General features: G+C 63.3%; 24 protein-coding genes and 2 pseudogenes. 10 read left to right on the forward strand and 16 right to left on the reverse strand.

Annotation, left to right across the window (positions count from 1 at the left end):
* Positions 1-16 precede the first annotated feature (16 nt).
* Entirely contained in the window at positions 17-481 is a 465-nt protein-coding gene (gene ptsN, locus FJ548_RS08255; protein WP_010911486.1) for a PTS IIA-like nitrogen regulatory protein PtsN, read from the forward strand.
* 51 nt (positions 482-532) lie between these two features.
* Here ptsN and FJ548_RS08260 read toward each other — a convergent pair whose 3' ends face one another.
* Together FJ548_RS08260 and FJ548_RS08265 are read right to left on the reverse strand one after the other, a co-directional pair.
* The gene (locus tag FJ548_RS08260; protein WP_140609171.1) at positions 533-790 is read right to left on the reverse strand and encodes a DUF1150 family protein; all 258 of its coding nucleotides are present in this window, start codon (positions 788-790) and stop codon (positions 533-535) included.
* A 121-nt stretch (positions 791-911) separates the two neighbouring features.
* Positions 912-1,337 carry an Hsp20 family protein gene (locus FJ548_RS08265; protein WP_096450220.1) on the reverse strand — a complete coding sequence of 142 codons (426 nt, stop codon included), beginning with the start codon at positions 1,335-1,337 and terminating at the stop codon, positions 912-914.
* Positions 1,338-1,675: 338 nt separating this feature from the next.
* Here FJ548_RS08265 and FJ548_RS08270 point away from each other — a divergent pair, with 338 nt between their 5' ends.
* Positions 1,676-2,620, forward strand: coding sequence for a nucleoside hydrolase (locus tag FJ548_RS08270; protein ID WP_140777627.1), 945 nt, complete (start codon positions 1,676-1,678; stop codon positions 2,618-2,620).
* 29 nt (positions 2,621-2,649) lie between these two features.
* Here the strand turns inward: FJ548_RS08270 and FJ548_RS08275 are convergent, their stop codons facing one another.
* From FJ548_RS08275 to FJ548_RS08295, 5 genes and pseudogenes are all read right to left on the reverse strand, one after another.
* Positions 2,650-2,964: a hypothetical protein gene (locus FJ548_RS08275; RefSeq protein ID WP_181168738.1), complete on the reverse strand. Its 315-nt coding sequence runs from the start codon at positions 2,962-2,964 to the stop codon at positions 2,650-2,652.
* Positions 2,965-3,105: 141 nt separating this feature from the next.
* Positions 3,106-3,720: pseudogene (locus tag FJ548_RS08280) on the reverse strand (LysE family translocator).
* A gap of 84 nt (positions 3,721-3,804) precedes the next feature.
* On the reverse strand, positions 3,805-5,247 hold the full coding sequence (locus FJ548_RS08285) for an amidase (RefSeq protein WP_140777629.1): 1,443 nt from the start codon (positions 5,245-5,247) through the stop codon (positions 3,805-3,807).
* A gap of 10 nt (positions 5,248-5,257) precedes the next feature.
* The gene (locus FJ548_RS08290) at positions 5,258-6,160 is read right to left on the reverse strand and encodes a ribokinase (RefSeq protein WP_140777630.1); all 903 of its coding nucleotides are present in this window, start codon (positions 6,158-6,160) and stop codon (positions 5,258-5,260) included.
* Between the two features lie 268 nt (positions 6,161-6,428).
* Complete coding sequence (locus FJ548_RS08295; protein ID WP_140777631.1) at positions 6,429-7,307, reverse strand: bifunctional helix-turn-helix domain-containing protein/methylated-DNA--[protein]-cysteine S-methyltransferase; 879 nt, start codon at positions 7,305-7,307, stop codon at positions 6,429-6,431.
* Positions 7,308-7,422: 115 nt separating this feature from the next.
* Between FJ548_RS08295 and FJ548_RS08300 the strand changes: the two genes are divergently transcribed.
* A complete protein-coding gene (locus tag FJ548_RS08300; protein ID WP_140699919.1) occupies positions 7,423-8,238 on the forward strand; it encodes a class I SAM-dependent methyltransferase in 816 nt (271 codons plus the stop codon).
* 44 nt (positions 8,239-8,282) lie between these two features.
* Here FJ548_RS08300 and FJ548_RS08305 read toward each other — a convergent pair whose 3' ends face one another.
* The gene (locus tag FJ548_RS08305; protein WP_140699917.1) at positions 8,283-8,777 is read right to left on the reverse strand and encodes a DUF2244 domain-containing protein; all 495 of its coding nucleotides are present in this window, start codon (positions 8,775-8,777) and stop codon (positions 8,283-8,285) included.
* 22 nt (positions 8,778-8,799) lie between these two features.
* Between FJ548_RS08305 and nth the strand changes: the two genes are divergently transcribed.
* Positions 8,800-9,606, forward strand: a complete 807-nt coding sequence (gene nth / locus FJ548_RS08310; RefSeq protein WP_140777632.1) for an endonuclease III — start codon at positions 8,800-8,802, stop codon at positions 9,604-9,606.
* Here the strand turns inward: nth and FJ548_RS08315 are convergent.
* Positions 9,600-10,055 (reverse strand): DUF2214 family protein, encoded by a 456-nt coding sequence (locus FJ548_RS08315; RefSeq protein WP_140764724.1) that lies wholly within the window; start codon positions 10,053-10,055, stop codon positions 9,600-9,602. The genes nth and FJ548_RS08315 overlap by 7 nt on opposite strands.
* Before the next feature lie 286 nt (positions 10,056-10,341).
* Here FJ548_RS08315 and FJ548_RS08320 point away from each other — a divergent pair, with 286 nt between their 5' ends.
* Positions 10,342-10,881 carry a GNAT family N-acetyltransferase gene (locus FJ548_RS08320; protein WP_140764727.1) on the forward strand — a complete coding sequence of 180 codons (540 nt, stop codon included), beginning with the start codon at positions 10,342-10,344 and terminating at the stop codon, positions 10,879-10,881.
* Between the two features lie 7 nt (positions 10,882-10,888).
* Here the strand turns inward: FJ548_RS08320 and FJ548_RS08325 are convergent, their stop codons facing one another.
* Together FJ548_RS08325 and FJ548_RS08330 are read right to left on the reverse strand one after the other, a co-directional pair.
* Complete coding sequence (locus FJ548_RS08325; RefSeq protein WP_140764729.1) at positions 10,889-13,381, reverse strand: EAL domain-containing protein; 2,493 nt, start codon at positions 13,379-13,381, stop codon at positions 10,889-10,891.
* Positions 13,382-13,647: 266 nt separating this feature from the next.
* Positions 13,648-13,980, reverse strand: coding sequence for an IclR family transcriptional regulator C-terminal domain-containing protein (locus tag FJ548_RS08330; protein WP_246678597.1), 333 nt, complete (start codon positions 13,978-13,980; stop codon positions 13,648-13,650).
* A 71-nt stretch (positions 13,981-14,051) separates the two neighbouring features.
* On the opposite strand from FJ548_RS08330, the pseudogene FJ548_RS29790 reads away from it, so the two are divergent.
* Both FJ548_RS29790 and FJ548_RS08335 read left to right on the forward strand, forming a co-directional pair.
* Positions 14,052-14,598 (forward strand): annotated as a pseudogene (locus FJ548_RS29790) (tripartite tricarboxylate transporter permease); the annotation flags it as partial.
* Positions 14,484-14,858, forward strand: coding sequence for a citrate/2-methylcitrate synthase (locus FJ548_RS08335; protein WP_246678589.1), 375 nt, complete (start codon positions 14,484-14,486; stop codon positions 14,856-14,858). The pseudogene FJ548_RS29790 and the gene FJ548_RS08335, both read left to right, overlap by 115 nt.
* 102 nt (positions 14,859-14,960) lie before the next feature.
* On the opposite strand, the gene FJ548_RS08340 is transcribed toward FJ548_RS08335, so the two are convergent.
* Together FJ548_RS08340 and FJ548_RS08345 are read right to left on the reverse strand one after the other, a co-directional pair.
* Positions 14,961-15,437, reverse strand: a complete 477-nt coding sequence (locus FJ548_RS08340) for an NUDIX hydrolase (RefSeq protein ID WP_140609145.1) — start codon at positions 15,435-15,437, stop codon at positions 14,961-14,963.
* A gap of 128 nt (positions 15,438-15,565) precedes the next feature.
* Complete coding sequence (locus FJ548_RS08345) at positions 15,566-15,853, reverse strand: hypothetical protein (protein WP_246678590.1); 288 nt, start codon at positions 15,851-15,853, stop codon at positions 15,566-15,568.
* Between the two features lie 2 nt (positions 15,854-15,855).
* Here FJ548_RS08345 and FJ548_RS30340 point away from each other — a divergent pair, with 2 nt between their 5' ends.
* Positions 15,856-16,800 (forward strand): invasion associated locus B family protein, encoded by a 945-nt coding sequence (locus FJ548_RS30340; protein ID WP_246678592.1) that lies wholly within the window; start codon positions 15,856-15,858, stop codon positions 16,798-16,800.
* Between the two features lie 86 nt (positions 16,801-16,886).
* On the opposite strand, the gene coaBC is transcribed toward FJ548_RS30340, so the two are convergent.
* The 3 genes from coaBC to ubiE form a co-directional block, all read right to left on the reverse strand.
* Positions 16,887-18,359: a bifunctional phosphopantothenoylcysteine decarboxylase/phosphopantothenate--cysteine ligase CoaBC gene (coaBC, locus tag FJ548_RS08355; protein WP_210242654.1), complete on the reverse strand. Its 1,473-nt coding sequence runs from the start codon at positions 18,357-18,359 to the stop codon at positions 16,887-16,889.
* Between the two features lie 87 nt (positions 18,360-18,446).
* Positions 18,447-20,021 (reverse strand): 2-polyprenylphenol 6-hydroxylase, encoded by a 1,575-nt coding sequence (gene ubiB, locus FJ548_RS08360; RefSeq protein WP_140609572.1) that lies wholly within the window; start codon positions 20,019-20,021, stop codon positions 18,447-18,449.
* A 70-nt stretch (positions 20,022-20,091) separates the two neighbouring features.
* Complete coding sequence (gene ubiE, locus FJ548_RS08365; RefSeq protein ID WP_140766723.1) at positions 20,092-20,868, reverse strand: bifunctional demethylmenaquinone methyltransferase/2-methoxy-6-polyprenyl-1,4-benzoquinol methylase UbiE; 777 nt, start codon at positions 20,866-20,868, stop codon at positions 20,092-20,094.
* 134 nt (positions 20,869-21,002) lie between these two features.
* On the opposite strand from ubiE, the gene FJ548_RS08370 reads away from it, so the two are divergent.
* Both FJ548_RS08370 and upp read left to right on the forward strand, forming a co-directional pair.
* Positions 21,003-21,977, forward strand: a complete 975-nt coding sequence (locus tag FJ548_RS08370; RefSeq protein ID WP_140777634.1) for an adenosine deaminase — start codon at positions 21,003-21,005, stop codon at positions 21,975-21,977.
* 157 nt (positions 21,978-22,134) lie between these two features.
* Complete coding sequence (gene upp, locus FJ548_RS08375) at positions 22,135-22,764, forward strand: uracil phosphoribosyltransferase (protein ID WP_095199484.1); 630 nt, start codon at positions 22,135-22,137, stop codon at positions 22,762-22,764.
* The last annotated feature ends 37 nt before the right edge of the window (positions 22,765-22,801 follow it).

Genomic DNA, 22,801 nt, shown 5'->3' on the forward strand with positions numbered 1-22,801 from the left:
ACAAGGATTTTCAAGCATGGATCTGAGCGATCTTATCAGCGTTCCGGCGATTTTGCCGGCGTTGAAGGCGAACTCCAAGAAGCAGCTTCTGCAATTGCTGTCCGAGCGGGCGGCGGCGATCTCGGGCATTCCGGAACGGGAGGTGTTCGACACCATCCTGCAGCGTGAGCGCCTGGGTTCGACCGGCGTCGGCAACGGCATCGCCATCCCGCACGGCAAGCTCGCCGGCGTGAAGCGCATCGCCGGCGTTTTCGCCCGGCTGGAAACGCCGGTCGATTTCGAATCACTGGATGACCAACCGGTCGATCTGGTGTTTCTGCTGCTGGCGCCTGAAGGGGCGGGTGCCGATCACCTCAAGGCGCTGTCGCGCATCGCGCGCGTGCTGCGCGACGCCGACACGGTGGCCAAGATCAGGGGGACGCGAGATGCCACGGCGATCCACGCGCTTTTGTCGGACACGCAAGCCTCGCACGCGGCCTGAAGCCATTTTGGATGAGGGCCGCCGTGAGCGGCCCTTTTTTTATCGGCCGCCTTAATGAATGGCGACCGTGGTCAGGTCGTTTTCCATGGCGCCGGCCAGCGCGCGGTCACGCGCGTCGGAAAGCAGGATCGGCTGGCCGTTGGCGGCAAACAGGGCCCACAGCTCGAGGCCGGGCGCGATTTCACCGATGTTGGGGAAGCGGCCGAGCAGTTCGTCGCTCGAGACCTTGCGCAGGTAAGCGACAGAGCCTTCGCCGAGATGGGCGAATTCGCCGCTGGTCATGGTGATGGTTTCGTCAGTTCTGGTCATTTCAAGCCTCCTTGGCGCGAGGACGCCGCTAAAGGCCATCCCGCATGAGAGCCATTCAAGTTGGTGCATCGTGCTTTCGCAAAATCGGTGCCGACTTTTTCGGCCGATGCAGTGGTAAGGATCAGTCTTTCACCGATATATTTATTTTCCGTACCAGCCGTTCGGACTCCGGCCGATCGAGGTCGATCGACAAAAGGCCGTTTTTCAGCTCCGCCGCGATCACCCGCATGCCGTCGGCCAGCACGAAACAGCGCTGGAACTGGCGCGCGGCGATGCCGCGGTGAAGGAATTCGCGCTCGGTGTCGTCGGTTTGACGGCCGCGCACGACCAACTGGTTTTCCTCCGTTGTCACATCGAGATCGCTTTCGGCGAAACCGGCGACGGCGAGCGTGATACGCAGCCTTTCGGCCTTGCCGTCGGTGCCGCTGAGGCGCTCGATGTTGTAGGGAGGGTAGCTGTCACCGGATTTCGCCAGGCGCTCCAAGGTCTTTTCCATGGCGTCGAAACCCAGGAGAAGCGGGCTGGAGAAAGGCGTCATTCGGCTCATGTTACACTGTCCTCTCAAGAGCGACATAAACTGGAAAAACCCTGATGGCATTTTTCCCGATGGCCTTGATATGGTCCGCCTCGCGACCAAGTTCAAGCCATCGAAAGACCCGCCCAAAAGACCAGGTCGTGAGCTCGCAGGAACAGCCCAAAAGGATCAGCGTCCTGGACTCACAGGAATAATCGATATGGCGCTTGAAACGACGCGCGGATGCAAGGAGAAGCGCCAAGGTCGGGACCATTCCCGGTCAAGCGGTTCGGCAGCTTGCAGTCGGTTCGGCGTCTCTCTGGCGTGCGATCGGTCCAATGAGCTCATGGCCAGCCAAACAAGGAATTGAAATGCCGCAACCACGCAAGATCATCATCGACACGGATCCCGGCCAGGACGACGCCGTCGCCATTCTGCTGGCGCTTGGCAGCCCCGAACTGGAGGTGGTCGGCATATCCGCCGTCGCCGGCAACGTGCCACTGAAGCTTACCGAAAAGAACGCCCGCAAGATCTGCGAACTGGCCGGGCGGCCGGAGATCAAGGTTTATGCCGGTGCCATCCGTCCCCTGGCGCGCGAACTGGTCACCGCCGAGGAAGTGCATGGCGAGACCGGCCTCAACGGGCCGGAATTGCCCAAACCGACGATGAAGCTGCAGGAGCTGTATGGCGTCGACTTCATCGTCGAGACGCTGATGAGGGAAGAGAGCGGCACCATCACGCTCTGCCTGCTCGGGCCGCTGACCAACATCGCGCTGGCTTTGATCCGCGAACCGCGGATCGCATCGCGCATCAAGGAAATCGTGCTGATGGGCGGCGGCTTTTTCGAAGGCGGCAACGTCACCCCGGCGGCCGAGTTCAACATCTATGTCGATCCGCAAGCCGCCGATCTGGTGTTCAAGTCCGGCATCCCGATCGTGATGATGCCGCTCGACGTCACCCACAAGGCGCTGACCACCGCCAAGCGCATCAAGGCCATTCGTGATCTGGGCAGCAAGGTTGGCATTGCCACCGCCGAGATGCTGGAATTCTTCGAGCGCTACGACGAGGGCAAATACGGCACCGACGGCGGTCCGCTGCACGACCCCTGCGTCATCGCCTATCTGTTGAAGCCGGACCTATTCAACGGCCGCAACTGCAACGTCAGCGTGGAGACCGCCTCGGAGTTGACCATGGGCATGACCGTCATCGACTGGTGGGGCGTGAGCAAGCGGCAGAAGAACGCCATGGTGATGCGCGACATCGATCATGACGGCTTTTTCGCGCTGCTGGTGGAAAGGCTGGGGCGGCTGAACTGACGTTTGGAGCAGCCGGTACGTGCGCGGCATCACCTATTGAGCAATCGATAGGTGTCGACGCCGTGCTTGTGGTGTTGCCGCTCGATGGGAATGAGCGAGCCGACAAGATGCGGCCGCTCGACATCGTCATCGATCCATATCCGTGTGTTGTCGTCATTGAGGCGCACATCGTAGGTGTAGTATAAATTGTGACCTACCATGGCGTACGGGCTAATAGGTTTCACTCTGATATATTCGACCACGCCCATTACATGTTGAGTGGCTACGACCGGGTTGATTTGAAGCTCCATGACCGCGATGGATTTGATCAGTGCCAAGGCGCAAAAGAAAGTGACGCCGATCACTGCGTCGCTGTACTCGTATTGCCAAATAAGCAAGCGATTCCGAAAGGAAACGTTTGACTTTTTCATATTGAAGAGTTGTGCAGCAATGCACAACTCTTCAATATGTCACTGCAAAAAATTTCAAAAGAAGGCGCTTCGCCATCATTTCGACCGTGAAAACGCCAGCCACAGGCCGCCGCCGACCATGAAGCTGCCGCTGATCCTGGACAGGAGCTTGATGCGGCTGGCCGACAGCATGCGTCCGGCGCGGCCGGCGGCCAATGCATAGGTCGAGTCCGACATGGCGGCGAAGATCATGGCGGTGAGGCCCATGATGACGATCTGAAGCGGGTAGTTGCCGGCTGGAGAGATGAACTACGGAAAGAAGGCGCCGAAGAAGATCAGCGTCTTGGGGTTGCTGAGCGCCACCAGCAGGCCCTGCATGAAGAACCCGCCGCGCGGCTTTCTGGCGGTTCCGTCCGCGTTCAGCGTGCCCTTGGAGCGGAACATCTGCACGCCCATCCAGATCAGATAGGCGGCGCCGATCAATCGCACCCACTCGAACCAGTGGCCCATGCCCGAAATCAGCGTGTTGAGACCGATACCGACGATGGCGATCATGACGGCAAGGCCGGCCTGCGTGCCAGCGACATTGGCGAGGCCGGCGCGGGAGCCATGGCGGATGCTGTTGGCGATGATCAGCGTGACCGTGGGTCCGGGCACCAGGATGATGACGATGCAAGCGACGACATAGGCTGCGTAGAGTTCGAGCGACATGTTTTCCTCGATCAGAGCGCCGGCTGCGCAGCGCGGTGAACGACAATCAATGCATGGCGGCGGTAGCGGCGCAAGCCGTGCAACTCAGGCGCCAGCCTGCCACGGCAGCGTTGCCTCGTAGGCCGCGGCAGCCCTCAACACGTCCACGTCGCCGCGCGGCCGTCCGATCAGCTGCATGCCCATCGACCTCCCCTTGTCGTCGAAGCCGACCGGCACATTGACCGCCGGGCAGCCGCCAAGCGTGGCGAAGGCGGAAACCTGCATCCAGCGGTGATAGCTGTCCATCGCGCATCCCGCGACCTCGCGCGGCCAGTGCATGCCGACTGCGAAGGGGAAGACCTGTGCGGTCGGCAGCGCGATCAGGTCGAAGCGGTCGAAGATCGACAGGAGCGTGCGATGCCAGGAGGTGCGGACGACCGAGGCGGCGCGAATCTGCGGCGCCGTCAGCCGCATCGCGTTTTCCACCTCCCAAATGGCTTCCGGCTTCAGCAGGCCGCGCTTCGAGGGATCGTCGTAATGGGTCTTGAGAGCGCAGCCGCTGCTGGCCTGGCGCAGCGTCACGAAAGCCTGCCACAGCGCCTCGAAATCGAAATCCGGCCGCAAGGGTTCAGCCGGGAAGGATGCTTCGACGAACCGGCCGAGCGCGGCCTCGCAGAGATCGAGAATGCCGGGCTCGATCGGCAGGTGGCCGCCGAGATCGCCGAACCAGGCGATGCGGCCGCCGGTTGCTGGTTCTGCGAGCCCTTCGAGGAACGAGCCAGGTTTTTCATAGGATAGCGGTGCCTGCGGATGATACCCCGCCTGTACGTCCAGCAGCAGCGCCATGTCGGCGACGTTGCGGCCCATCGGCCCGTCGACGCCCATCTGCGCGTGGAAGACCTCGAGGTCCGGCCCGCCGGGCACCAGCCCCTGGGACGGGCGGAAGCCGTAGACATTGTTCCAGGCCGCCGGATTGCGCAGCGAGCCGCCGAAGTCGCTGCCGTCGGCGACGGGCACCATGTCGAGCGCCAGCGCCACCGCCGCGCCGCCACTCGACCCGCCGGCGGAGAGCGCCGGATCGAAGGCGTTCAGCGTCGGCCCGAATACGTTGTTGTAAGTGTTTGAGCCGAGCCCGAATTCGGGGACATTGGTCTTGCCGATGATGATGGCGCCGGCGTTGCGGATACGCTCGACGAAGAAGTCATCTTCCTGCGGCACGAAATCGGCGAAGATCGGCGAGCCGAAAGAGGTGCGGAGACCCGTCGTCGAGGCGAGATCCTTGATGGCGATCGGCAGGCCGAAGAGCGTTTCGGTTTCGGCCGCTTGCCGGCTATCGGCTGCATCGGCCTCGCGCAGTATATCCGCGCGCTCACGCAACGAGACGATGGCGTTGACCAGCGGGTTGACCGCTTCGATGCGGTCGAGGAAGGCCGTCACCACCTCGCGCACGGAAAGTTTCTTGCGGCGGATCGCGTCGGCGAGGTCGACAGCCGACAGCCGGCAGATGTCGCCGGCTGGCGGCACGGCATGTTTGGTCCGGGGGCGCATTTTTCTTATCTCAATGGGATTTCAGGGCTTGGTCGACATCGGCGGCCAACGGGATCGCCGGCTGGCCGCCAGGCTTCAGGCAGGCCAGCGAGCCGGCCGCGCCGGCGCGTGCCAGCGCCTTGTCGAGCGCAAGGCCGGACGAGAGACAGGCAGCGAAGTACCCGCAGAAGGTGTCGCCGGCGCCGACCGTGTCGACAGGTGTGATCTTCATTGCCGGGACGGTCAGGAAGTCGGTCGGCGTTGCTGCCATCACGCCGTCGCCACCGAGTGTGACGACGATGGTGCGCCCCGTCCTGCCGGCAAAATCGCGCATGCGTGCCGCCCGGTCGCGACCGCCGAGCGCCAGCGCCTCGCCATAGAGGTCGAACTCCGTCTCGTTGGCTACGACGTAGTCAGCCTTGCCGAGCAAGGCCGCCGCCTCGGCGTGAAACGGAGCGGTGTTGAGCACCGTGACGGCGCCGGCCGCGCTTGCCTGGTCGAGTGCGGCTTCGATGGTCGCCAGCGGAATCTCGTGCTGCAGGAGCACGACGTCCCCCTCTTTCACAAAGGTCTTGGAAAGGTCGCCGGGCACGACGGAGGCGTTGGCGCCGGGCACCACGGCGATGATGTTCTCGCCGTCGTCGCCGACCATGATCAGGGCCGTGCCGGTGGACGCAAAGGTTTCACCCACGCCCGACAGGTCGACCTTGGCGTCGCGCAGCAGTGCCAGCGCCTCGGCGGCGAAATTGTCCTTGCCGACGGCGCCGACCATGCGCACCGCGACACCGGCGCGCGCGGCGGCCAGCGCCTGGTTGGCGCCCTTGCCGCCGGGCGCCGTGGTGAAGCTGGAACCGCTCACCGTTTCGCCGGGGCTCGGCAAGCGGTCGACATTGGCGATAAGGTCGAGGTTGATCGAGCCGACAACGATAATCAAGAAGTGCCTCCCTGCTGAATGCGGGAAGCTATCCTGCCAAGCCGTTCGACGCCAGACCACGCGAATGGTCCAGCACTATTTGCCGCGTCACTCACACAGCACTGTGACCATGCCCTGATAGTTGCCGGCTGGGAAGATGCCGCTCGACCTGGTGGCGGTGAGGTCGACCTGAACGGTATGAGTGCCGTTGACGATTCCGGCTGACCCGAACGAATACTATCGCCGGGTATATCTCTGTGGAAGCAAAGTGGAAGCAAAAATCGATATTTCAGGACGACACTTGCCCGGCTTCCCAGCCCAGGATGGCGCGCTTGCGGGTCAGGCCCCAGTGATAGCCGGTGAGGTCGCCTGACTTGCCGATGGCGCGGTGGCAGGGAACGACGAAAGATAGCGGGTTGGCGCCATTGGCGGCGCCGACGGCCCGGCTGGCGCTCGGCGCGCCGATGCTCGCGGCGATGGAGGAATAGGTGCGAGCCTTGCCCATGGGTATCCGGAGCAGCGCCTCCCAGACACGAACCTGGAAGTCGGTGCCGATCATCACGACATGCAGCGGCTGGTCGGGGCGCCACAACGTCGGATCGAAAATGCGGGCGGCGTAGGGACCGGTCGCGGCCATATCCTCGACATAGAGGGCGTTCGGCCAGCGGCTGGACATGTCTGCGAAAGCGGCGCGCTCCTCGCCGGGGTCGCTGAAGGCAAGCCCGGCAAGGCCGCGATCGGTGGCCATGATCAGGGCGGTGCCGAAAGGCGAGGGGTGATAGCCGTAACGGATAGTCAGGCCCGCGCCGCGCGTCTTGTAGTCGCCGGGCGACATCGCTTCATGGGTGACGAACAGGTCATGCAGCCGGCCGGGACCGGACATGCCCAGTTCGAACGAGGTTTCGAGCAGCGGCATGCCGGAATCGAGCAGTCGGCGCGCGTGGTCCAGCGTTACCGCCTGCAGGAAGGCCTTTGGCGAAAGGCCCGCCCAGCGGGTGAAGAGTTTTTGCAGGCCGGTCGGCGTCTCGCCGACCTCTTCAGCCAGTTCTTCCAGCGATGGCTGATCACGGTAGTCGAGGCTGATCTTCTCGATGGCACGGCGAACGATCTCATAATCGTTGCCTTCGGGCGTGATGTCCTTTTTGAGGACTGCTGTCTGTGTGCTCATGGAACTGTCTCCTTGGCCTGGAATATCGCCCTTTGGGGCGCCGATCGCCACCCGAAACTTGCCTTCTCGCCTCGCATGCCCAGATAGACTCGCATTTCGTGCCCAAGAGGCGGCGATGGCTGGCGAAAAAGCAGATCTCACCGGGGCAAAGGAAACCTTGCTGATGACGCTCTACGGCAAGGCGCTGGAGAGCCGGCTGCCCAATTCCCTGCTGGAAGATCATTTCGCCGACGAGGCGGTGCGCAAGATCGATTATGATTTCTCCAGGCTCAAGGTCGATGACAATCTCGGCATCGGCCTGGCGATCCGGGCCAAGACATTGGACGTCCGTGTCGAGGATTTTCTGGCCAGAAATCCTGGTGCCATCGTGCTGCATCTGGGCTGCGGGCTTGACACGCGCATCTTCCGTGTCGCCCCGCCAGTCGGCGTGGACTGGTTCGATGTCGACTATCCGGAGGTCATCGAACTCAGGCGGAAACTCTACCCGTCCCGAAACCACTATCATCTCATCGCTTCGTCGGTGATCGAACCCGGCTGGCTGGCCGAAGTGCCCCGCAACCGTCCGGCCATGGTGGTGGCAGAGGGGCTGACGCCCTATCTCCCCGCCGACGAAGGGCTCCACCTGCTTTCGCGGCTTGTTTGGCATCTTGCCAGTGGCGAACTGATGTTCGATGCCTACAGCAGTTTCGGGCTGAAGCTGCTTCGGCTCCATCCAGCCCTGAGGGTGACTGGCGCCGAGGTCCACTGGTCCATAGAGGATCCGCACGAGTTGGAACGGGCGGTCCCGAAGCTGCGGTTCGTCGAGGATATTTCCGCCTACAAGCCCGAACACGCCGCCCGCATGGGCTGGTCAGCCAAACTGTTCGTCCGCCTTTGGAAACACATTCCGGCGTTGCGCAAGATCGGCAGACTCCTGCGGTATCGCTTTTAGGGCGTGATCCCGAAATACGGGAACCGGTTTCGGAAAAGGTCGGTTCAGCGCGTCTTGGCGGTCGCCAGCGCCCGCGAAAAGGCGGTGGCAAAGGTTTCGCGGGAGTCGGGATCGAGAAAGCCGCCGATCGCCACGTTCTGGCCTTGTGCTTCCACCGTCATCCTGGTGATGCCGATTTCCGCATGACGGGCGACCGAAAACCGCGCCCAGAACGGGTTGAAGCGATGCGCTTCCGATTTCCCCGAAGGATCCGTCTTGCGGATATCGAGGCTGGTGCGGGAGACCGAAACCTCTTCGCGGGCGCGGGCGGCCCGGTAGTTGACACGAAAGGCGATGTAGACGGCGACCACGTCGAGGCCGAAGAAGCCGAACACCGGCCAGGCACCGCGTGATAGGAAAAACGCGCCTGTCACCAGCCAGCCGAACAGCAGGGCGCCCATCAGAACGAAGAAGCCTGTCCTGCCCAGCGACCGGTGTGGTGTCAGCAACGCATGAAAGAATGGCTCGTCGGCCTGAAATGAGGCGTTTGTTTCGCTCATGACTGAATATTATAGGAAGGGAATGGCGAGCCCCAAGTCCAAAGAGTCTTCAATGCCCAAAAAAGAGCAGCCGGCCGGACGGCGTGACGGCTCGAACGCCAAGCCGCGCCCCAGGCCAATGCGGTGCAGGTCGCTCTATAGCCCGGCCGAGGTGCATGAGATTTTCCGGCGCTTTTCGGTGCAGCGGCCGGAGCCGAAGGGCGAACTCGAACACATCAACGCCTTCACGCTTCTGGTGGCGGTGGTGCTTTCGGCGCAAGCCACCGATGCCGGCGTCAACAAGGCGACGCGGGCGCTGTTCAAGCTTGCCGACACGCCGCAAAAGATGCTGGCGCTCGGTGAAGCCAAGGTCGGCGACCATATCAGGACCATCGGGCTCTGGCGCAACAAGGCCAAGAACGTCCTCGCACTGTCGGAGGCGCTGATCCGTGACCATGGCGGCGAGGTGCCTGATAACCGCGATGAACTGGTCAAGCTGCCGGGGGTCGGGCGCAAGACCGCCAATGTCGTGCTCAACATGGCGTTCGGCCAGCACACGATGGCGGTCGACACGCATATTTTCCGCATCGGCAACCGGCTTGGCCTGGCGCCCGGCAAGACGCCGGAACAGGTCGAGCAGGGCCTGCTGAAGATCATCCCGGAGGAATATATGCGCCACGCGCATCACTGGCTGATCCTGCATGGCCGCTACGTCTGCAAGGCGCGCAAGCCGGATTGCCCAGCCTGCGTCATCGCCGATATCTGCAAGGCGCAGGAGAAGACCACCAGCATTCCGGCACCCCTGGTGCCGATCGCTCCGCTGGAGACAGTGGCCGTCGAGGATCAATAGCCGTAACCGCGCGCCATCGCAGCCGCGAAGACCGGGATCAGCAGGAAGACCGACGCCTCGGCGCGGACATAGGTCTTCACCGAGGCCAGTTCGCTCGCCGGCACGGCAAAGGAAGGGTTGGCGCTGGCTTGCCTGTTCCAGGAAATGAAGCGCACGGTGGGAATGATCGACAGCAGGCCGACGATCGCAAACGCCGCCATCTTGGCCCAGAACACCCAGTTGTGGACGTAGAATTCCCAGCCCTTGAGGCCCCAGACGACGCGGCCGATGCCGACGATGATGATGAGTGCGGCGATGGCGCCGTAGTGGCGGTCGATGCCGGCGAGCCGCTTGAGCGTCGCGGCGGGCAAGTCGCCACGGATCAGCACGAATTCTGCGCCGATGATCCCCGCCAGGGAAAACACCAGCAGATGATGGACGATTGCCAGCACGAGATCGGTCGTGTCCATACTCTTTCCCTTTGCTCGAACGGCGCCGCTTGCGAGAGAGATCCGCCGGCCGCATAGCTAAATCGGTATGCCGCGACGGTACCATCCTTGACGGGAAATCCCATGCCAAAGCAGGCTGGACGAATTGCAGCGCGCCGGCGTCTCCACGAATATGGCCTGGCACGGCTGAAGTTCGGCTCAGGTCACCGTGGAATATTGCACGCCCCTGGATGATGGCGCGTGTCGCGCTGGCCCTTGCACACCGGGGGCGATTTGCTAAGCGCGGGCAACATCAGCGAGGCAATTCATGGACAATCCGCAAGCGACCGTTGCCCCCGTGATCGAGACGCAGCGAACCATTCTAAGGGCACACCGGCTGGAGGATTTCGACGCCTATGCGGCGATGTGGGTCGACCCGGTCGTCACCCGCTTCATCGGCGGCAAGCCGCGCACACGCGAGGAAAGCTGGATGCGCTTCCTGCGTCACGCTGGCCTGTGGTCGCTGCTCGGCTACGGCTTCTGGGCCGTCGAGGAGAAGGCGACCGGCCGTTTCATAGGCGAGGCCGGGTTCCACGACCTGAAGCGTGATATCGAACCGTCGATCGAAGGCATTCCCGAAGCGGGGTGGGCATTGGCTCCGGCCGCCCATGGCACCGGCCTTGCCACCGAAATCGTCAGCCGCGTGCACGGCTGGGGTGAGGAGACGTTCGGACGGGCCAAGACCGTCTGCATCATCGATCCAGAAAACACCGCCTCGTTGAACGTCGCGAGGAAGTGCGGCTACCGTGAAGTGACGCGTACCGCCTATCACGACGCGGCGACAATTTTGCTGGAGCGGCTGCCCTGAGGCGGTTTCAGCCGGCTCTGCGGTGCAGTTTCTGCGCTAGATCGGCCCACGGATCTGCCGCAGCCGCCGCGGCTGAAGCGATGTCCGGGCCGCGCAGCACCGTCGAGCTGTCGAAAGGCTGTGGCCTGGCGATCCCATAGCCCTGGGCATAGTCGACGCCGATCGTCCTCAGGGCCGCGACGATGCCGTCGCTTTCGACGAACTCGGCGATGGTGCGCTTGCCCATGACCTTGCCGATGTGATGGATCATCTCGACCATGGCGCGGTCGATGCGGTCGTCTAGCATGTCCTTGACGAAGCTGCCGTCGATCTTGAGATAGTCGACCGGCAGGTGCTTCAGATAGGCGAAGGACGACATGCCGGAGCCGAAATCGTCGAGCGCGAAACGGCAGCCCAGACCGCGCAGATCGGCAATGAAGCGCATGGCATTGGTGAGATTGGCGATGGCGCTGGTTTCGGTGATCTCCAGGCAGATCATCGCAGGCGAAATGCGATGGACGAGGAACTGCTCGCGCAGGAAATCGAGGAACGTTTCGTCGCCGAACGTCGCTCCGGAAAGGTTGATGGCGCATGTAGTGATCGGCGCCATGCGCGCATCGGCTTGCCGTGCGGCCAGAATGCGGAACGTGTTGCGCACCACCCAGCGGTCGATCGACGGCATCAGGCCGTAGCGCTCGGCCGCGGGAATGAAGCTCTGCGGGGTGACGAAGCTGCCGTCTTCGTCGGTCAGCCGCAACAGGATCTCGATATGCGCGCCAGCCTCGGCGACGTCGTCGTTGAGCGGCCAGATCTCCTGGGCATGAAGCCTGAAGCGATTTTGCTCCAGGGCGATGTGCAGGCGCTGCACCCAGGCCATCTCGCCAAAACGCTCGCGCAAGGCCATGTCGCCGTCGCTGTGGATCTGGACACGGTTGCGGCCTTTCTCCTTGGCCATGTAGCAGGCGACATCTGCGGCCCGCAGAACCTCCTCGATCGTCGCTTGCGCATTGGCGATCTGCACCATGCCGACACTGACACTGGTGTTGAAGGGCCTGTTATCCCAGGAAAAATGCAGATCCTGCACGGCCGCGCGCAGCCTTTCGGCGATGTCGGCCGCAGTGCCGGCCTCGCAATCGATCAGCAGCACGCCGAATTCGTCGCCGCCCAGCCGGGCCAGCACATCGCCGGACCGCAATTCGTTGGTCAACACCGAGGAAATATGGCGCAGCAACTGGTCGCCGGCGGCATGGCCACAGGTATCGTTGACCAGCTTGAACTGGTCGAGATCGAGATACATCAAGGCGTGCTGCCGGGCCTGCCCCTGCAAGTCGACGATCGTCCTTTCCAGCCGGCTTTCAAAAGCGCGCCGGTTGGCGAGCCCGGTCAGCGCGTCATGCGAGGCCTGCCATGAAAGCCGCTCGATATAATCCTCTTCCCGCGTCATGTCGTGGAAGGCGAGCACCGCGCCGACCACTTCGCCGGAAACGAGCAGGGGCGCGCCGGTCAGCGCGACGGGAACAATGGAGCCGTCCGGCCGCCGCAGCAATTGCGGACGGGCGCTGGAACGACGCGGGTCGCCGGCCAGAAGGTGCTCGACCAGTTGCGATTCTTCAAAGCTGGTGTCCTTGTCCACCAGGCGAAACAAGGATGCGATCGGCTTGCCCCTGGCTGTGCCCAACGGGCAAGCCAGCAGCTTCTCGGCAACCGCGTTCATGTAATCCAGCCGCCCGTCAGGGCCGGTGCTGATGACGGCCTGGCCAATCGAAGCCAGGGTGATCTGGGCGCGCTCGCGTTCGGTATTGAGCGCCAGCTGGAAGGCCTGACGCTGCGCGAGCAGTTTGCGCGTGCGCCACACGGCAAGCAGTATCAACAAGGCGGCGGTGACGAGATTGGCAAAGGTGAGCAGCATCTTGATGAAGCGCGAACCTTCGCCGAGGCTTTCCGAGAAGGCCTTGGAAAGCGGGCTGATCTCACGGTCGAGCTGGTGGATCTGCGTTTTCCAGGCGCTGATCTCGGCCAAAGATGCCGGCCCCTTGCTCAGCGTCTCGTGCATCGTGCCGCCGAGCCGCTGGATGGCGAGGATCATGGCGTCGGCGGCCGTCCAATGGCGGATGGCGGCATCGAGATAGCTGAAACCACGGAAATCCCGGAACAGCCAGATCATTCCGGGGACATCGTCGACGTGATTTCCACCCTGCAGGAAACCGATGCTCGCGGCTTCGATATCGGGCTGAGATTGCTCGAGTGCCAGGCGGGCCGACCGATCAGCCAGCGGAACGGCGATCGCCGCGCGATACTCGCTGAAGAAGTCCTCGTTGCCGGTGTCGGCATAGAGGCTGAGAAAATAGATAGCGTGCTTTTGGCCCTTCGACCACTGGCTCTCGCCGCCGACATAAGCACGAACCGCCGAAAGGGTGTAGAGGCTGAGGCTGGCCACCAGCGCCTGGATGAGGACGACGGCGACGAAGGGCCATACGAGTCCGAGAAGACGGGAACTCGCATCAATGGGTGACAGCTTCATCGAATCCTCATGGGCTTGCCATGATCCTGTCAGCGCGTCTGTCCGATTGTTTCATTCACCGGTTGAGACGATGTTGTTTCCCGCATGTCGTTCGGCTGGCGACAACGATCCGGGTATCATGGCGGGCTTAACAGCAAATAAATACTTTCCCCTATTTGTGACGGCGAATCTTGCCACGGCGGCCGAATATTACGCAACGTCAGGCAACTGCTTCGAATTTGTATTTGAGGCTTATCGGCCATCTTGCCTGGGTCGCAACCGAACGACTAGGGCTGAGCCTCCGCCGCGAGGCTGGCTTGCTCCAGCATGGAGGCATCCTCGAAGGCACGGGTGGCGCGAGCCGCCGCCTGGAGCAACGGACGTCTCATGCGTTGAAGAAACGCAGCGTCGACGCGCGTGCTGGGGCCGGCCAGCGTCAAGGCGCCCAGCAAAACGCGTCCCGGTCCGAATACCGGCGCCGAGACGCCCGCCGTCTCGGGGTCTCGGTCGCCGACGGCGAGACAGCAACAGGTTCCGCGGATGGTCTCGTAGGGTTCGCCGGGCTGGCCGGAAAATGCCGCGAGCACGCGTCCGCCCGATCCGGCCAGCAAAGGCAACACGTCACCTTCGCCTATGGTGTAGCGAATCGGATGCTTGGATTCGACGCGGTAGAGACAGGTGCGGACGTCGCATCGTCACCGCTCTGGAAGGCAACAAGATGGCGCGGTCCGGGCGCGGCGGTGCTGCGCTCGCCACCTCGGCGATTGGCTCTTTCGTCGCCGGCACCCTTGGCACGCTGGGCGTCGCCTTCCTCGCGCCGGTGGTGGTCAAGTTCGCGCTTGCCTTCGGCTCGGCCGTATATTTCTCGCTGATGGTGCTGGCCTTCATCACGCGGTCTGACCAGCCTGTTTGCCGGCTTCGTAATCGGCATGATCGGCGTCGACCTGCAGACGGGTCAGCCGCGCTTCACCTTCGGCATGACCGAAACCTTCGGCATGACCGAACTGCTTGACGGCGTCGATGTGATCATTGCCGCCGTCGGCCTGTTCGCCGTCGGCGACGTGCTCGGCGATGTGCATGGCGGCGCTGGCGAACAGGCGCTTTCTTCTATGGCGACATCGCGGTGGCGCTCGATGGTGAGGCGACGCTCCAAGATGCCGTCTCGTTACGGCTCGACCGCTTCTTCGCCGAGGAGAAGGGCTATGTGCCGGGCTTCGGCCATCGCTTCCATCCGGTAGATCCACGCGCGCCGCGCCTGCTGGAACTGACCCGCGACTTTGCCGCGCGTGGTGTCGTCAAGGGGCGTTTCGCCGAGATTGCCGAGGCCATCGAGGCTGATGTCGCGCGGCGCAAAGGCAAAAGAATACCGCTCAACATCGACGGCGCCACGGCCGTCATCTATGGCGAACTCGGCTTGCCGCCGCCGCTGACGCGCGGGCTCTTCGTGCTGTCGCGCTCTGTCGGCATCCTGGCGCATGCCTGGGAACAATCGCAGTAAGCCGAGCGCAAAAAGGGCCCGTTGCCGCGCGAATGGCTGTGGGCTTATGCAGGCACACCGGCGCGGCCGTTTCCGGGGGAGGATGAGACTGGCGCGTGAAGCCTATACCTGGTCGAGTGGCGCGGGCTCGGGAAGCTTCAAGGTCTTCACCAGCGTCGACAGATCCGGTTCGTCGATGAGCATCGCCGCGTCGGCCGGCGCCAGCCATGCCCGCTGCCGCCGCTTGGCCTCCTGCCAGTGGGCAAGCTCTTCCGTCACTTCAAGCAGGTAGACGATGACGTCGACCCGGACAAAGTGGCTGGCCAGCCGCTTCCAGTAGGAATAGGAGCCTGCCGGCTCTCTCAGCGTCTTGCCAAGCACGCCGGCTTCCTCCTGCGCCTCGATGGTAGCTGCCTTGCGTCCGCTCTTGCCTTTCATCGGCCAACCCTTGGGCACGATGAAGCGTCTCGTCGTTCTCGACGTGACCAGCATCACCTCGATATCGCCGTGCGCGTTCCGCCGAAAGGGGACCGCGGCGACCTGGCGGATTCTCTCGCCTTTCTTGGCCTTGCGCACGGCCTTTTTCTTGGTGGCTGCCATTCGTAAAATCCAGTCGGTGCAGTGCCCCCATAGCGTGATGCGGCGCCTTTGCAAAACCTAAACCGCCGCAGGGGCACTAGAACGCCCCTATCATGTAAGTCGGCTAAATAAAAGGAGATGCCGGCCCGTCAGCGGCAAGTGCTCACAGCTGTGTTGCCGATTATCTGCGTCTGGCAGGTCGGCCTGACCTTCGGCACTACCGGCGGCGGCTGCTGGACGATCACGCGGTCCTGGGCCCGATACTGCTGTTGCTGCTGCTGAAATTGCTCCCGCTGAACCCGGTTCTGCAAAGTCTGCAGATCGTTCTGCTGGATTAGCGCGTTGCCGTTGACAGCGGGGTTCAGTGCTTGCGCGGAAGCAGGCACAGCAACGCCGGCCAACACCACCGCCGCCAGCACCGCCGATGCAAAAACCATCGATGGTCGATGTACTGACATCCGCTCATTCCTGCCAAAAATGCTATTCATCCCTCGTATATAGGACGTTTGTCCGGCGATGCCATGGCCGGGGTGGAGTTCTCGAACAAGGCATGGGAGATCGAGGCCGCTTTGCCGCGGCGGAGAATCTGCCCGGCAACCCTGCATTGCACTTGACGGAAGCGGTCGATTCGCCGCTCTATCGGGTCGGCGCCGGCCTCGAGCTGAATGGCGTCAATGGCGTCGGCCTGTCTGTCAGATACAACGGCGTCTTCGGCGAAACGGTGAAACAGAACGCAGTCAGCGCGTGTCTCAAGGTCAGTTTCCAGGCTGGCTCGAGACGGGGCCGGGCGGGAGGGGTCTTGATGAGAAAGTACGCGTATCTTGTGGCGATGCTGGGTGCGGCCTGCATCGCCGGTCTGCCGGCCATGGCGGCGCAAACGAAGGGCGACAAGGCAGCTCCGGCCGCAAATGCCGCCGCCAGTGCGCCGCAACTGCCTGGCGGCGCGTCGGCCTTGTCTGAAACCCATGGCGACTGGACGGTCAATTGCCAGGTATCGGGCACTGCCAAAGTATGCAGCCTGTCGCATCAGCAGTTCAACAAGCAGAGCAACCAGCGTCTGCTGGCGATCGAGCTGTCGAGCAAGAGCGGCGACGACGCGAGCGGAACCCTTGCCCTGCCGTTTGGCCTCGCGCTCGCCAAGGGCGTCACCCTGACCGTCGACGACCAGAAACTCGATGGCAGCCTGCCGTTCAACACCTGTCAGGTGGTCGGCTGCCTCGTGCCTGTGGCATTCGATGCCAACGTCACGCCGCTGCTCAAGTCGGGCACGACGCTCAAGATCGACGCTTTCGCGGCCGACACGGGACAGCAGGTGAGTTTTTCCGTTCCGCTCAACGGCTTCGGCGGGGCTCTTGCCCGCACGGCGGAGCTTTTGGCCAATTGACGGGGAGAGGGTCTCCGGACCGGCGAAGCCGAAGCATCGCCTGGCCACCGTCGAGCGGCAGGCGGTGCGTGCGTTGCGCGTCCTGGTTAGACGACGATCGTTTTGAGGCGCTCGGCGATCAGGGTGGCGAGCCGTGCCGCCACCTCGTCCTTGGTCATTTCGGGCCACTCTTCGACGCCGGTCTTCGAGATGATCCGGACCCGGTTGCGATCGCCGCCCATGACGCCTGAAGGGCCGATGCCGCTTTCGTGCGAGACGTCGTTGGCGACGATAAAATCGGCGCCTTTCTTCTTCAGCTTGGCCTCGGCATTGCGCAAAAGGTCCTGCGTCTCGGCGGCGAAGCCGACGACCAGGCCGGGTCGCTGCTTGTGGTGGCCGACCCCGGCAAGGATGTCAGGGTTCTCCACCATACGAAGCACCGGTGGCCCTTCGCCCGCCACCTTCTTGATCTTTTCGCCGGCTGAGCTTTCGGTGCGCCAGTCGGCAACGGCGGCGACGAAGACGGCTGCGTCCGCGGGCAAAAGCTGCTCCACCGCATCGCGCATCTCTTGCGCGCGCTCGACGTGAATGGTCTTCACGCCGGCCGGATCGGCAATGCCGACCGGGCCGGAGACCAGTCGCACATCGGCGCCCAATCTTGCCAGTGCCGCCGCGATGGCGTGGCCCTGCTTGCCGGACGAACGGTTGGCGATGTAGCGCACCGGGTCGATCGGCTCATGCGTCGGGCCGGAAGTGACGATGATTTTCTTGCCAGCCAAAGGTTTCGGACTGAGATCGAGCAGCGCCTCGATCGCGGCGACGATCTCCAGCGGTTCGGCCATGCGGCCTTCGCCCGCCTCGTTGCTCTCAGCCATCTCGCCTTTGGCAGGGCCGACAAAGGCAACGCCGTCCTTGGCCAGCGTGGCGCGGTTGCGCCGCGTCGCAGGATGCGCCCACATCCTCGGGTTCATGGCCGGTGCCATCAGCACCGGTTTGTCGGTGGCGATCAGCACGGTGGATGCGAGGTCGTTGGCGTGGCCATAGGCAAGCTTGGCCATCAGGTCGGCGGTCGCGGGCGCCACCACCAGCAGGTCGGCCTCGCGTGACAGGCTGATGTGGCCGACATCGTGCTCGTCATTGCGGTCGAACAGTTCGGTGAAGACATGATCTGCCGAAAGCGCGCCGACCGACAGCGTGGTGACGAACTCCCGCGCGGCTGACGTCATCACCACCCGCACCGCGGCACCGCGCTCGCGCAGCCGCCGGATCAGGTCCAGCGCCTTGTAGGCTGCAATGCCGCCGCCGATGATGAGCAGGATGCGCTTGCCGGAGAGACTGCCTTGGGCAGAAATCCTGGCTGCCGTTGCAATGGCGGGGGCCGTCGAGCCCTGTGAGACGGCCAGGGCATGCAGGGCTTTCTCAATCTGGTCGAGGCGACCGGTCGGCAGGGCCTGCCCGTCAACCGCGGCCCGGATCATGACCCGTGCCTGCTCTTCCATGGAACGGTCGTTTTCCGCCGCCAGTCGGCGCAGCAGTTCCTTGACCTCATCGCCGAGGTTGCGAATGGTGATGCTTGCCATGTGATTGCGCTCTGCTCATCTTCCGATAGCAATGATAGCAATGCAATCATATCGCAGCAAGCTACGGACAGTGCTGACGCGGCGGAGCTAGATCAGCTTCCAGGCAATATAGACCAGTGTCAACGCGATCACCCACAGCGCCACCCGGCCGGAACGGCTGTACCGGGCCTCGGCCTTGCCGATGGCGCGGGCGGTGGTTTCGTCGAAGCGCAGCCCGTGCTCGGCCATCAGATCGATCTCTCGCGACAGCCGATCAGTGCGCGCCGCAAGCTCCGGCGCCTGGCGGGCGAGCGTCAGCAGCGCCTTGGCGCCATCACGCGCATCGATCATCATGCCGCGCGGGCCGAGATTCCCGGCGATCCAGCCGCTGACCACCGGCTCGGCCGTCTTCCACATGTTGAAGACCGGATCGAGCGTACGCGCCACGCCCTCGACCACCACCATGGTCTTCTGCAGCAGGATCAGTTCCGGTCTTGTCGCCATGTCGAAGAGTTCGGTCACCTCGAACAGCAGCGTCAAAAGCTTGGCCATCGAAATGGTCTCGGCCGGCTGGCCGTGGATCGGCTCGCCGATGGCGCGGATCGCCTGTGCGAAGGCCGCGACATTGTGCTGGCGCGGCACATAGCCGGCCTCGAAATGCACCTCAGCGACGCGCAGATAGTCGCGCGTGATGAAGCCGTAGAGGATTTCGGCGAGGAAGCGGCGCTCCTTCTTGCCGAGCCTGCCGGCAATGCCGAGATCGACGGCGACGATGGTGCCATTCGCTTCGACGAACAGATTGCCGGGATGCATGTCGGCATGGAAGAAGCCGTCGCGCAGCGTATGGCGCAGGAACGACTGGACGAGATTGGCGGCGATCGCCTTCAGGTCGTGGCCGGCGGCTTCGAGGCCGGCGATGTTGTTCATCTTGACGCCTTCGACCCATTCCATGGTCAGCACGTCACGGCCGGTGCGTTCCCAGTCGACATAGGGTACGCGGAAGCCGGGATCATCCCTGGTGTTTTCGCCCAGTTCGGAGAGCGCCGCGGCTTCGAGGCGCAGGTCCATCTCGATCTTGGTGGTTTGCGCCAGCGTTTCGGTGACCTGAACCGGCCGCAGCCGGCGTGATGAGGGGATGTATCTTTCCTGCAGGCGGGCGGCGAGGAAATAGCTTTCCAAGTCGTGAAAAAAGCGGCGGCGCACGCCCGGCCGGATCACCTTCACCGCCACCTTGCTGGCAGCACCTTCGTGGAGGGTTTCGGCGGCGTGGACTTGGGCGATGGAAGCGGCAGCGACCGGGTCGCCGAATTGCGCGTAGAGATCGGCCACCTTGCGCCCGAGCGACGCTTCGATGGCCGCGATCGCCTCGGCCCTCGGGAAGGTGTGCATCTTGTCCTGCAGCATGGCAAGATCGAGCGCCATGTCATTGCCGACGACGTCGGGCCGCGTCGCCAGAAATTGGCCAAGCTTCACATAGGACGGGCCGAGCCGAACCACGGCCTTGGCCAGCCGGTCACTGCGCTGATAGGCGAGTGCGCGGCGACGGGTGAACAGCCGCGCCAGCCGCCAGCCGAATTTCGGCAGGCCGGACAACTCCTCGCCGGGCAAGGCGGCGACGACGCCCTCGCGCACCAGCACCCAGCCGGCCCGCATGAGCCGAAATCCTGCGCTGACCGTGCTCATGGCTGCGCTCGCCCCGCCGATCCGTTGAACCGGCACAGAGCGCATCGAGCGGGGTAGATATGCGACGGCCTCAAAGCTTCCAGCCCGAATGCAGGGCCGCTATGCCGCCGGAATAGTTGCGGAAGGAAACACGCTCGAAGCCGGCGCGGGAAATCATTGCCGCGAAGTTCGGCTGGTTGGGGAATTTCGCGATCGATTCGACCAGGTAGGAATAGGGCTCGCCGTCGCCGGTGACCATCTTGCCGATCCTGGGAATGGCGTTGAACGACCAGGCTTCGTAAGCCTTGTCGAGCAGCGGCATCTCGACCTCGGAAAATTCCAGGCACAGGAACCGGCCGCCAGGCTTCAGCACGCGGAACGCTTCGCCGAGGGCGACATCGATGCGCGGCACGTTGCGGATGCCGAAAGCAATGGTGTAGGCGTCGAACGTGGCATCCGCGAAGGGCAGTTCCTCGGCATTGGCCTCGACGAAATCGGTGTTGCCGGACAGGCCTTTCTTCTCGGCCCGGTCGCGGCCGACGGCGAGCATCGAACCGTTGATGTCGAGCACGGTGGCATGGGCGTGGCCGTGGCTGGCATCGACGATGCGGAAAGCGATGTCGCCGGTGCCGCCGGCGACATCGAGCACACGCCAGCCCGGCCGCTTGGGCGGATTGAGCCAGGTGACCATGGCATCCTTCCACAGCCGGTGCAGGCCGCCCGACATCAGGTCGTTCATCAGGTCGTAGCGGTTGGCGACCTTGTGGAAAACATCGTTGACCAGGGACTGCTTCTCGCCTTCCCCTACACGTTTGAAACCATAGGAGGTTTCCATGCCGCCCGCGGCCGTGGTTCTCTCAACTGACATTTTTTTGATCCGTCATAAAACCGGCGGGACCATAGCCGATCGATGGTGCGGGCGCTATTGTTTAAGGCGCGGTGTTCAGCCGCGCTTCCAGGTGGTGGGTTTTCAACACCTGGACTGACCGACGGGATGTTTGAATGCCTTTGAAAGCGGAACTGCACTGCCACATTGAAGGGGCAGCGGCGCCCGAACTCGTCATCCGCCAAGCGCAGAAATATGGCAAGGATACCTCGCCCTATATCGAGAACGGTTCCTTCGTCTGGCACGATTTCACCTCCTTTCTCGCTGCTTACGATTTCTCCTCCGATCTGTTCCGGACCGAGGAGGACTATGCGCGGCTGGCCGACCACTATCTGACCAGCCTCGCCCGCGACGGGGCGATCTATTCCGAGGTCTTCACCTCGCCCGACCATGCGACGAAAGCCGGGCTGTCGCCCAAGGCCTATACGGACGCGCTCGGCGAAGGCATGCTGCGCGCCAAGGCCAAGACCGGCATAGAGGGCCGCATGATCGTCACCGGCGTGCGCCATGTTGGCGTCGAGTCGATCGAACAGGCGGCGCGTTTCGCGGCGCGCTGCGGGCATCCGCTGGTCACTGGCTTCGGCGTCGCCGGCGATGAGCGGATAGGCGACATGGAAGACTATGTCAGGGCTTTCGAGATCGCTCGCGAAGCAGGGCTCGGCATAACCGTCCACGCCGGCGAACTGACAGGCTGGGAGACCGTACAGGCCGCGCTCGACCACATCCGCCCCTCCCGTATCGGCCACGGCGTGCGCGCCATCGAGAACCCGGAGCTTGTCCGGCGCATCGCCGACGAGGGCGTCGTGCTGGAATGCTGCCCCGGTTCCAACGTTGCGCTCAAGGTGTTCGACAGTTTTGCCGACCATCCGTTTCCCGCCCTGAAGGCGGCCGGCTGCAAGGTGACGCTCAATTCCGATGACCCGCCCTATTTCTGGACCTCGCTGAAGCGCGAATACGATATCGCCGCCGAGCATTTTTCAATGAGCGAAAAGGCGCTGGCGGCGGTCACCAGAACCGCTATCGAAGCGGCCTTCGTCGACAGGAAGACCAAGGCGATGCTGCTGGGTCGGCTGGACGCGAAGGTTCGGTGATCGCGATAGTGAGTAGTCAGTAGCGGGCAGTTTGGCCATGCACGCATGGAGCGGTTGAAGGCCGGCGCTTTCCCTCAGGCGGGGACTCGCAAATCGGCTCACTATTCACTACTCACTATTCAACCACTCACCGCGAACCACCACGTCGGAGCACATCATGAAGGGCGTCACCGTCGTCGATCATCCGCTTGTCCAGCACAAGCTGACCATCATGCGCAAGAAGGAGACCTCGACGGCCGGCTTCAGGCGGCTGCTGCGCGAGATATCACTGTTGCTCGGCTACGAGGTCACCCGCAACCTTGAACTGACCACCACCACCATCGAGACCCCGATCGAGGAGATGGAAGCGCCGACGCTGGAGGGCAAGAAGCTGGTCTTTGCCTCGGTGCTGCGAGCCGGCAACGGCTTGCTGGAAGGCCTGCTCGACCTGGTGCCCGCGGCTCGCGTCGCCCATATCGGCCTCTACCGCGACCACGAAACGCTGGAAGCGGTTGAGTATTTCTTCAAGGCGCCGAGCGATCTCGCCGACCGGCTGGTGATCGTCGTCGATCCGATGCTGGCGACCGCCAATTCGGCAATCGCGGCGATCGACAAGTTGAAGGGGCGCGGCGCCACCAACATCCGCTTCCTGTGCCTGCTGGCGGCGCCCGAAGGCATCGAGCGCTTCACCAAGGCGCATCCGGACGTCCCGGTCTTCACCGCCTCCATCGACCGCCAGCTGAACGAGAAGGGCTATATCATGCCTGGGCTCGGCGACGCCGGCGACCGCATGTACGGGACGAAATAGCACCTGTCGAAGCGATTCAGCGTTCGATTGAATCGTT

The organism is Mesorhizobium sp. B2-4-17 (assembly GCF_006441275.1).
In the GTDB taxonomy this organism is placed as follows: domain Bacteria; phylum Pseudomonadota; class Alphaproteobacteria; order Rhizobiales; family Rhizobiaceae; genus Mesorhizobium.

What these genes read in the sequence shown, in the direction of transcription:
- ptsN (WP_010911486.1), top strand. Translation starts at nt 17, where the DNA reads ATGGATCTGAGCGATCTTATCAGCGTTCCGGCGATTTTGCCGGCGTTG.
- FJ548_RS08260 (WP_140609171.1), bottom strand. Translation starts at nt 790, where the DNA reads ATGACCAGAACTGACGAAACCATCACCATGACCAGCGGCGAATTCGCC.
- FJ548_RS08265 (WP_096450220.1), bottom strand. Translation starts at nt 1,337, where the DNA reads ATGAGCCGAATGACGCCTTTCTCCAGCCCGCTTCTCCTGGGTTTCGAC.
- FJ548_RS08270 (WP_140777627.1), top strand. Translation starts at nt 1,676, where the DNA reads ATGCCGCAACCACGCAAGATCATCATCGACACGGATCCCGGCCAGGAC.
- FJ548_RS08285 (WP_140777629.1), bottom strand. Translation starts at nt 5,247, where the DNA reads ATGCGCCCCCGGACCAAACATGCCGTGCCGCCAGCCGGCGACATCTGC.
- FJ548_RS08295 (WP_140777631.1), bottom strand. Translation starts at nt 7,307, where the DNA reads ATGAGCACACAGACAGCAGTCCTCAAAAAGGACATCACGCCCGAAGGC.
- FJ548_RS08300 (WP_140699919.1), top strand. Translation starts at nt 7,423, where the DNA reads ATGGCTGGCGAAAAAGCAGATCTCACCGGGGCAAAGGAAACCTTGCTG.
- FJ548_RS08305 (WP_140699917.1), bottom strand. Translation starts at nt 8,777, where the DNA reads ATGAGCGAAACAAACGCCTCATTTCAGGCCGACGAGCCATTCTTTCAT.
- nth (WP_140777632.1), top strand. Translation starts at nt 8,800, where the DNA reads ATGGCGAGCCCCAAGTCCAAAGAGTCTTCAATGCCCAAAAAAGAGCAG.
- FJ548_RS08315 (WP_140764724.1), bottom strand. Translation starts at nt 10,055, where the DNA reads ATGGACACGACCGATCTCGTGCTGGCAATCGTCCATCATCTGCTGGTG.
- FJ548_RS08320 (WP_140764727.1), top strand. Translation starts at nt 10,342, where the DNA reads ATGGACAATCCGCAAGCGACCGTTGCCCCCGTGATCGAGACGCAGCGA.
- FJ548_RS08325 (WP_140764729.1), bottom strand. Translation starts at nt 13,381, where the DNA reads ATGAAGCTGTCACCCATTGATGCGAGTTCCCGTCTTCTCGGACTCGTA.
- FJ548_RS08340 (WP_140609145.1), bottom strand. Translation starts at nt 15,437, where the DNA reads ATGGCAGCCACCAAGAAAAAGGCCGTGCGCAAGGCCAAGAAAGGCGAG.
- FJ548_RS08345 (WP_246678590.1), bottom strand. Translation starts at nt 15,853, where the DNA reads ATGGTTTTTGCATCGGCGGTGCTGGCGGCGGTGGTGTTGGCCGGCGTT.
- FJ548_RS30340 (WP_246678592.1), top strand. Translation starts at nt 15,856, where the DNA reads ATGGTCGATGTACTGACATCCGCTCATTCCTGCCAAAAATGCTATTCA.
- coaBC (WP_210242654.1), bottom strand. Translation starts at nt 18,359, where the DNA reads ATGGCAAGCATCACCATTCGCAACCTCGGCGATGAGGTCAAGGAACTG.
- ubiB (WP_140609572.1), bottom strand. Translation starts at nt 20,021, where the DNA reads ATGAGCACGGTCAGCGCAGGATTTCGGCTCATGCGGGCCGGCTGGGTG.
- ubiE (WP_140766723.1), bottom strand. Translation starts at nt 20,868, where the DNA reads ATGTCAGTTGAGAGAACCACGGCCGCGGGCGGCATGGAAACCTCCTAT.
- FJ548_RS08370 (WP_140777634.1), top strand. Translation starts at nt 21,003, where the DNA reads ATGCCTTTGAAAGCGGAACTGCACTGCCACATTGAAGGGGCAGCGGCG.
- upp (WP_095199484.1), top strand. Translation starts at nt 22,135, where the DNA reads ATGAAGGGCGTCACCGTCGTCGATCATCCGCTTGTCCAGCACAAGCTG.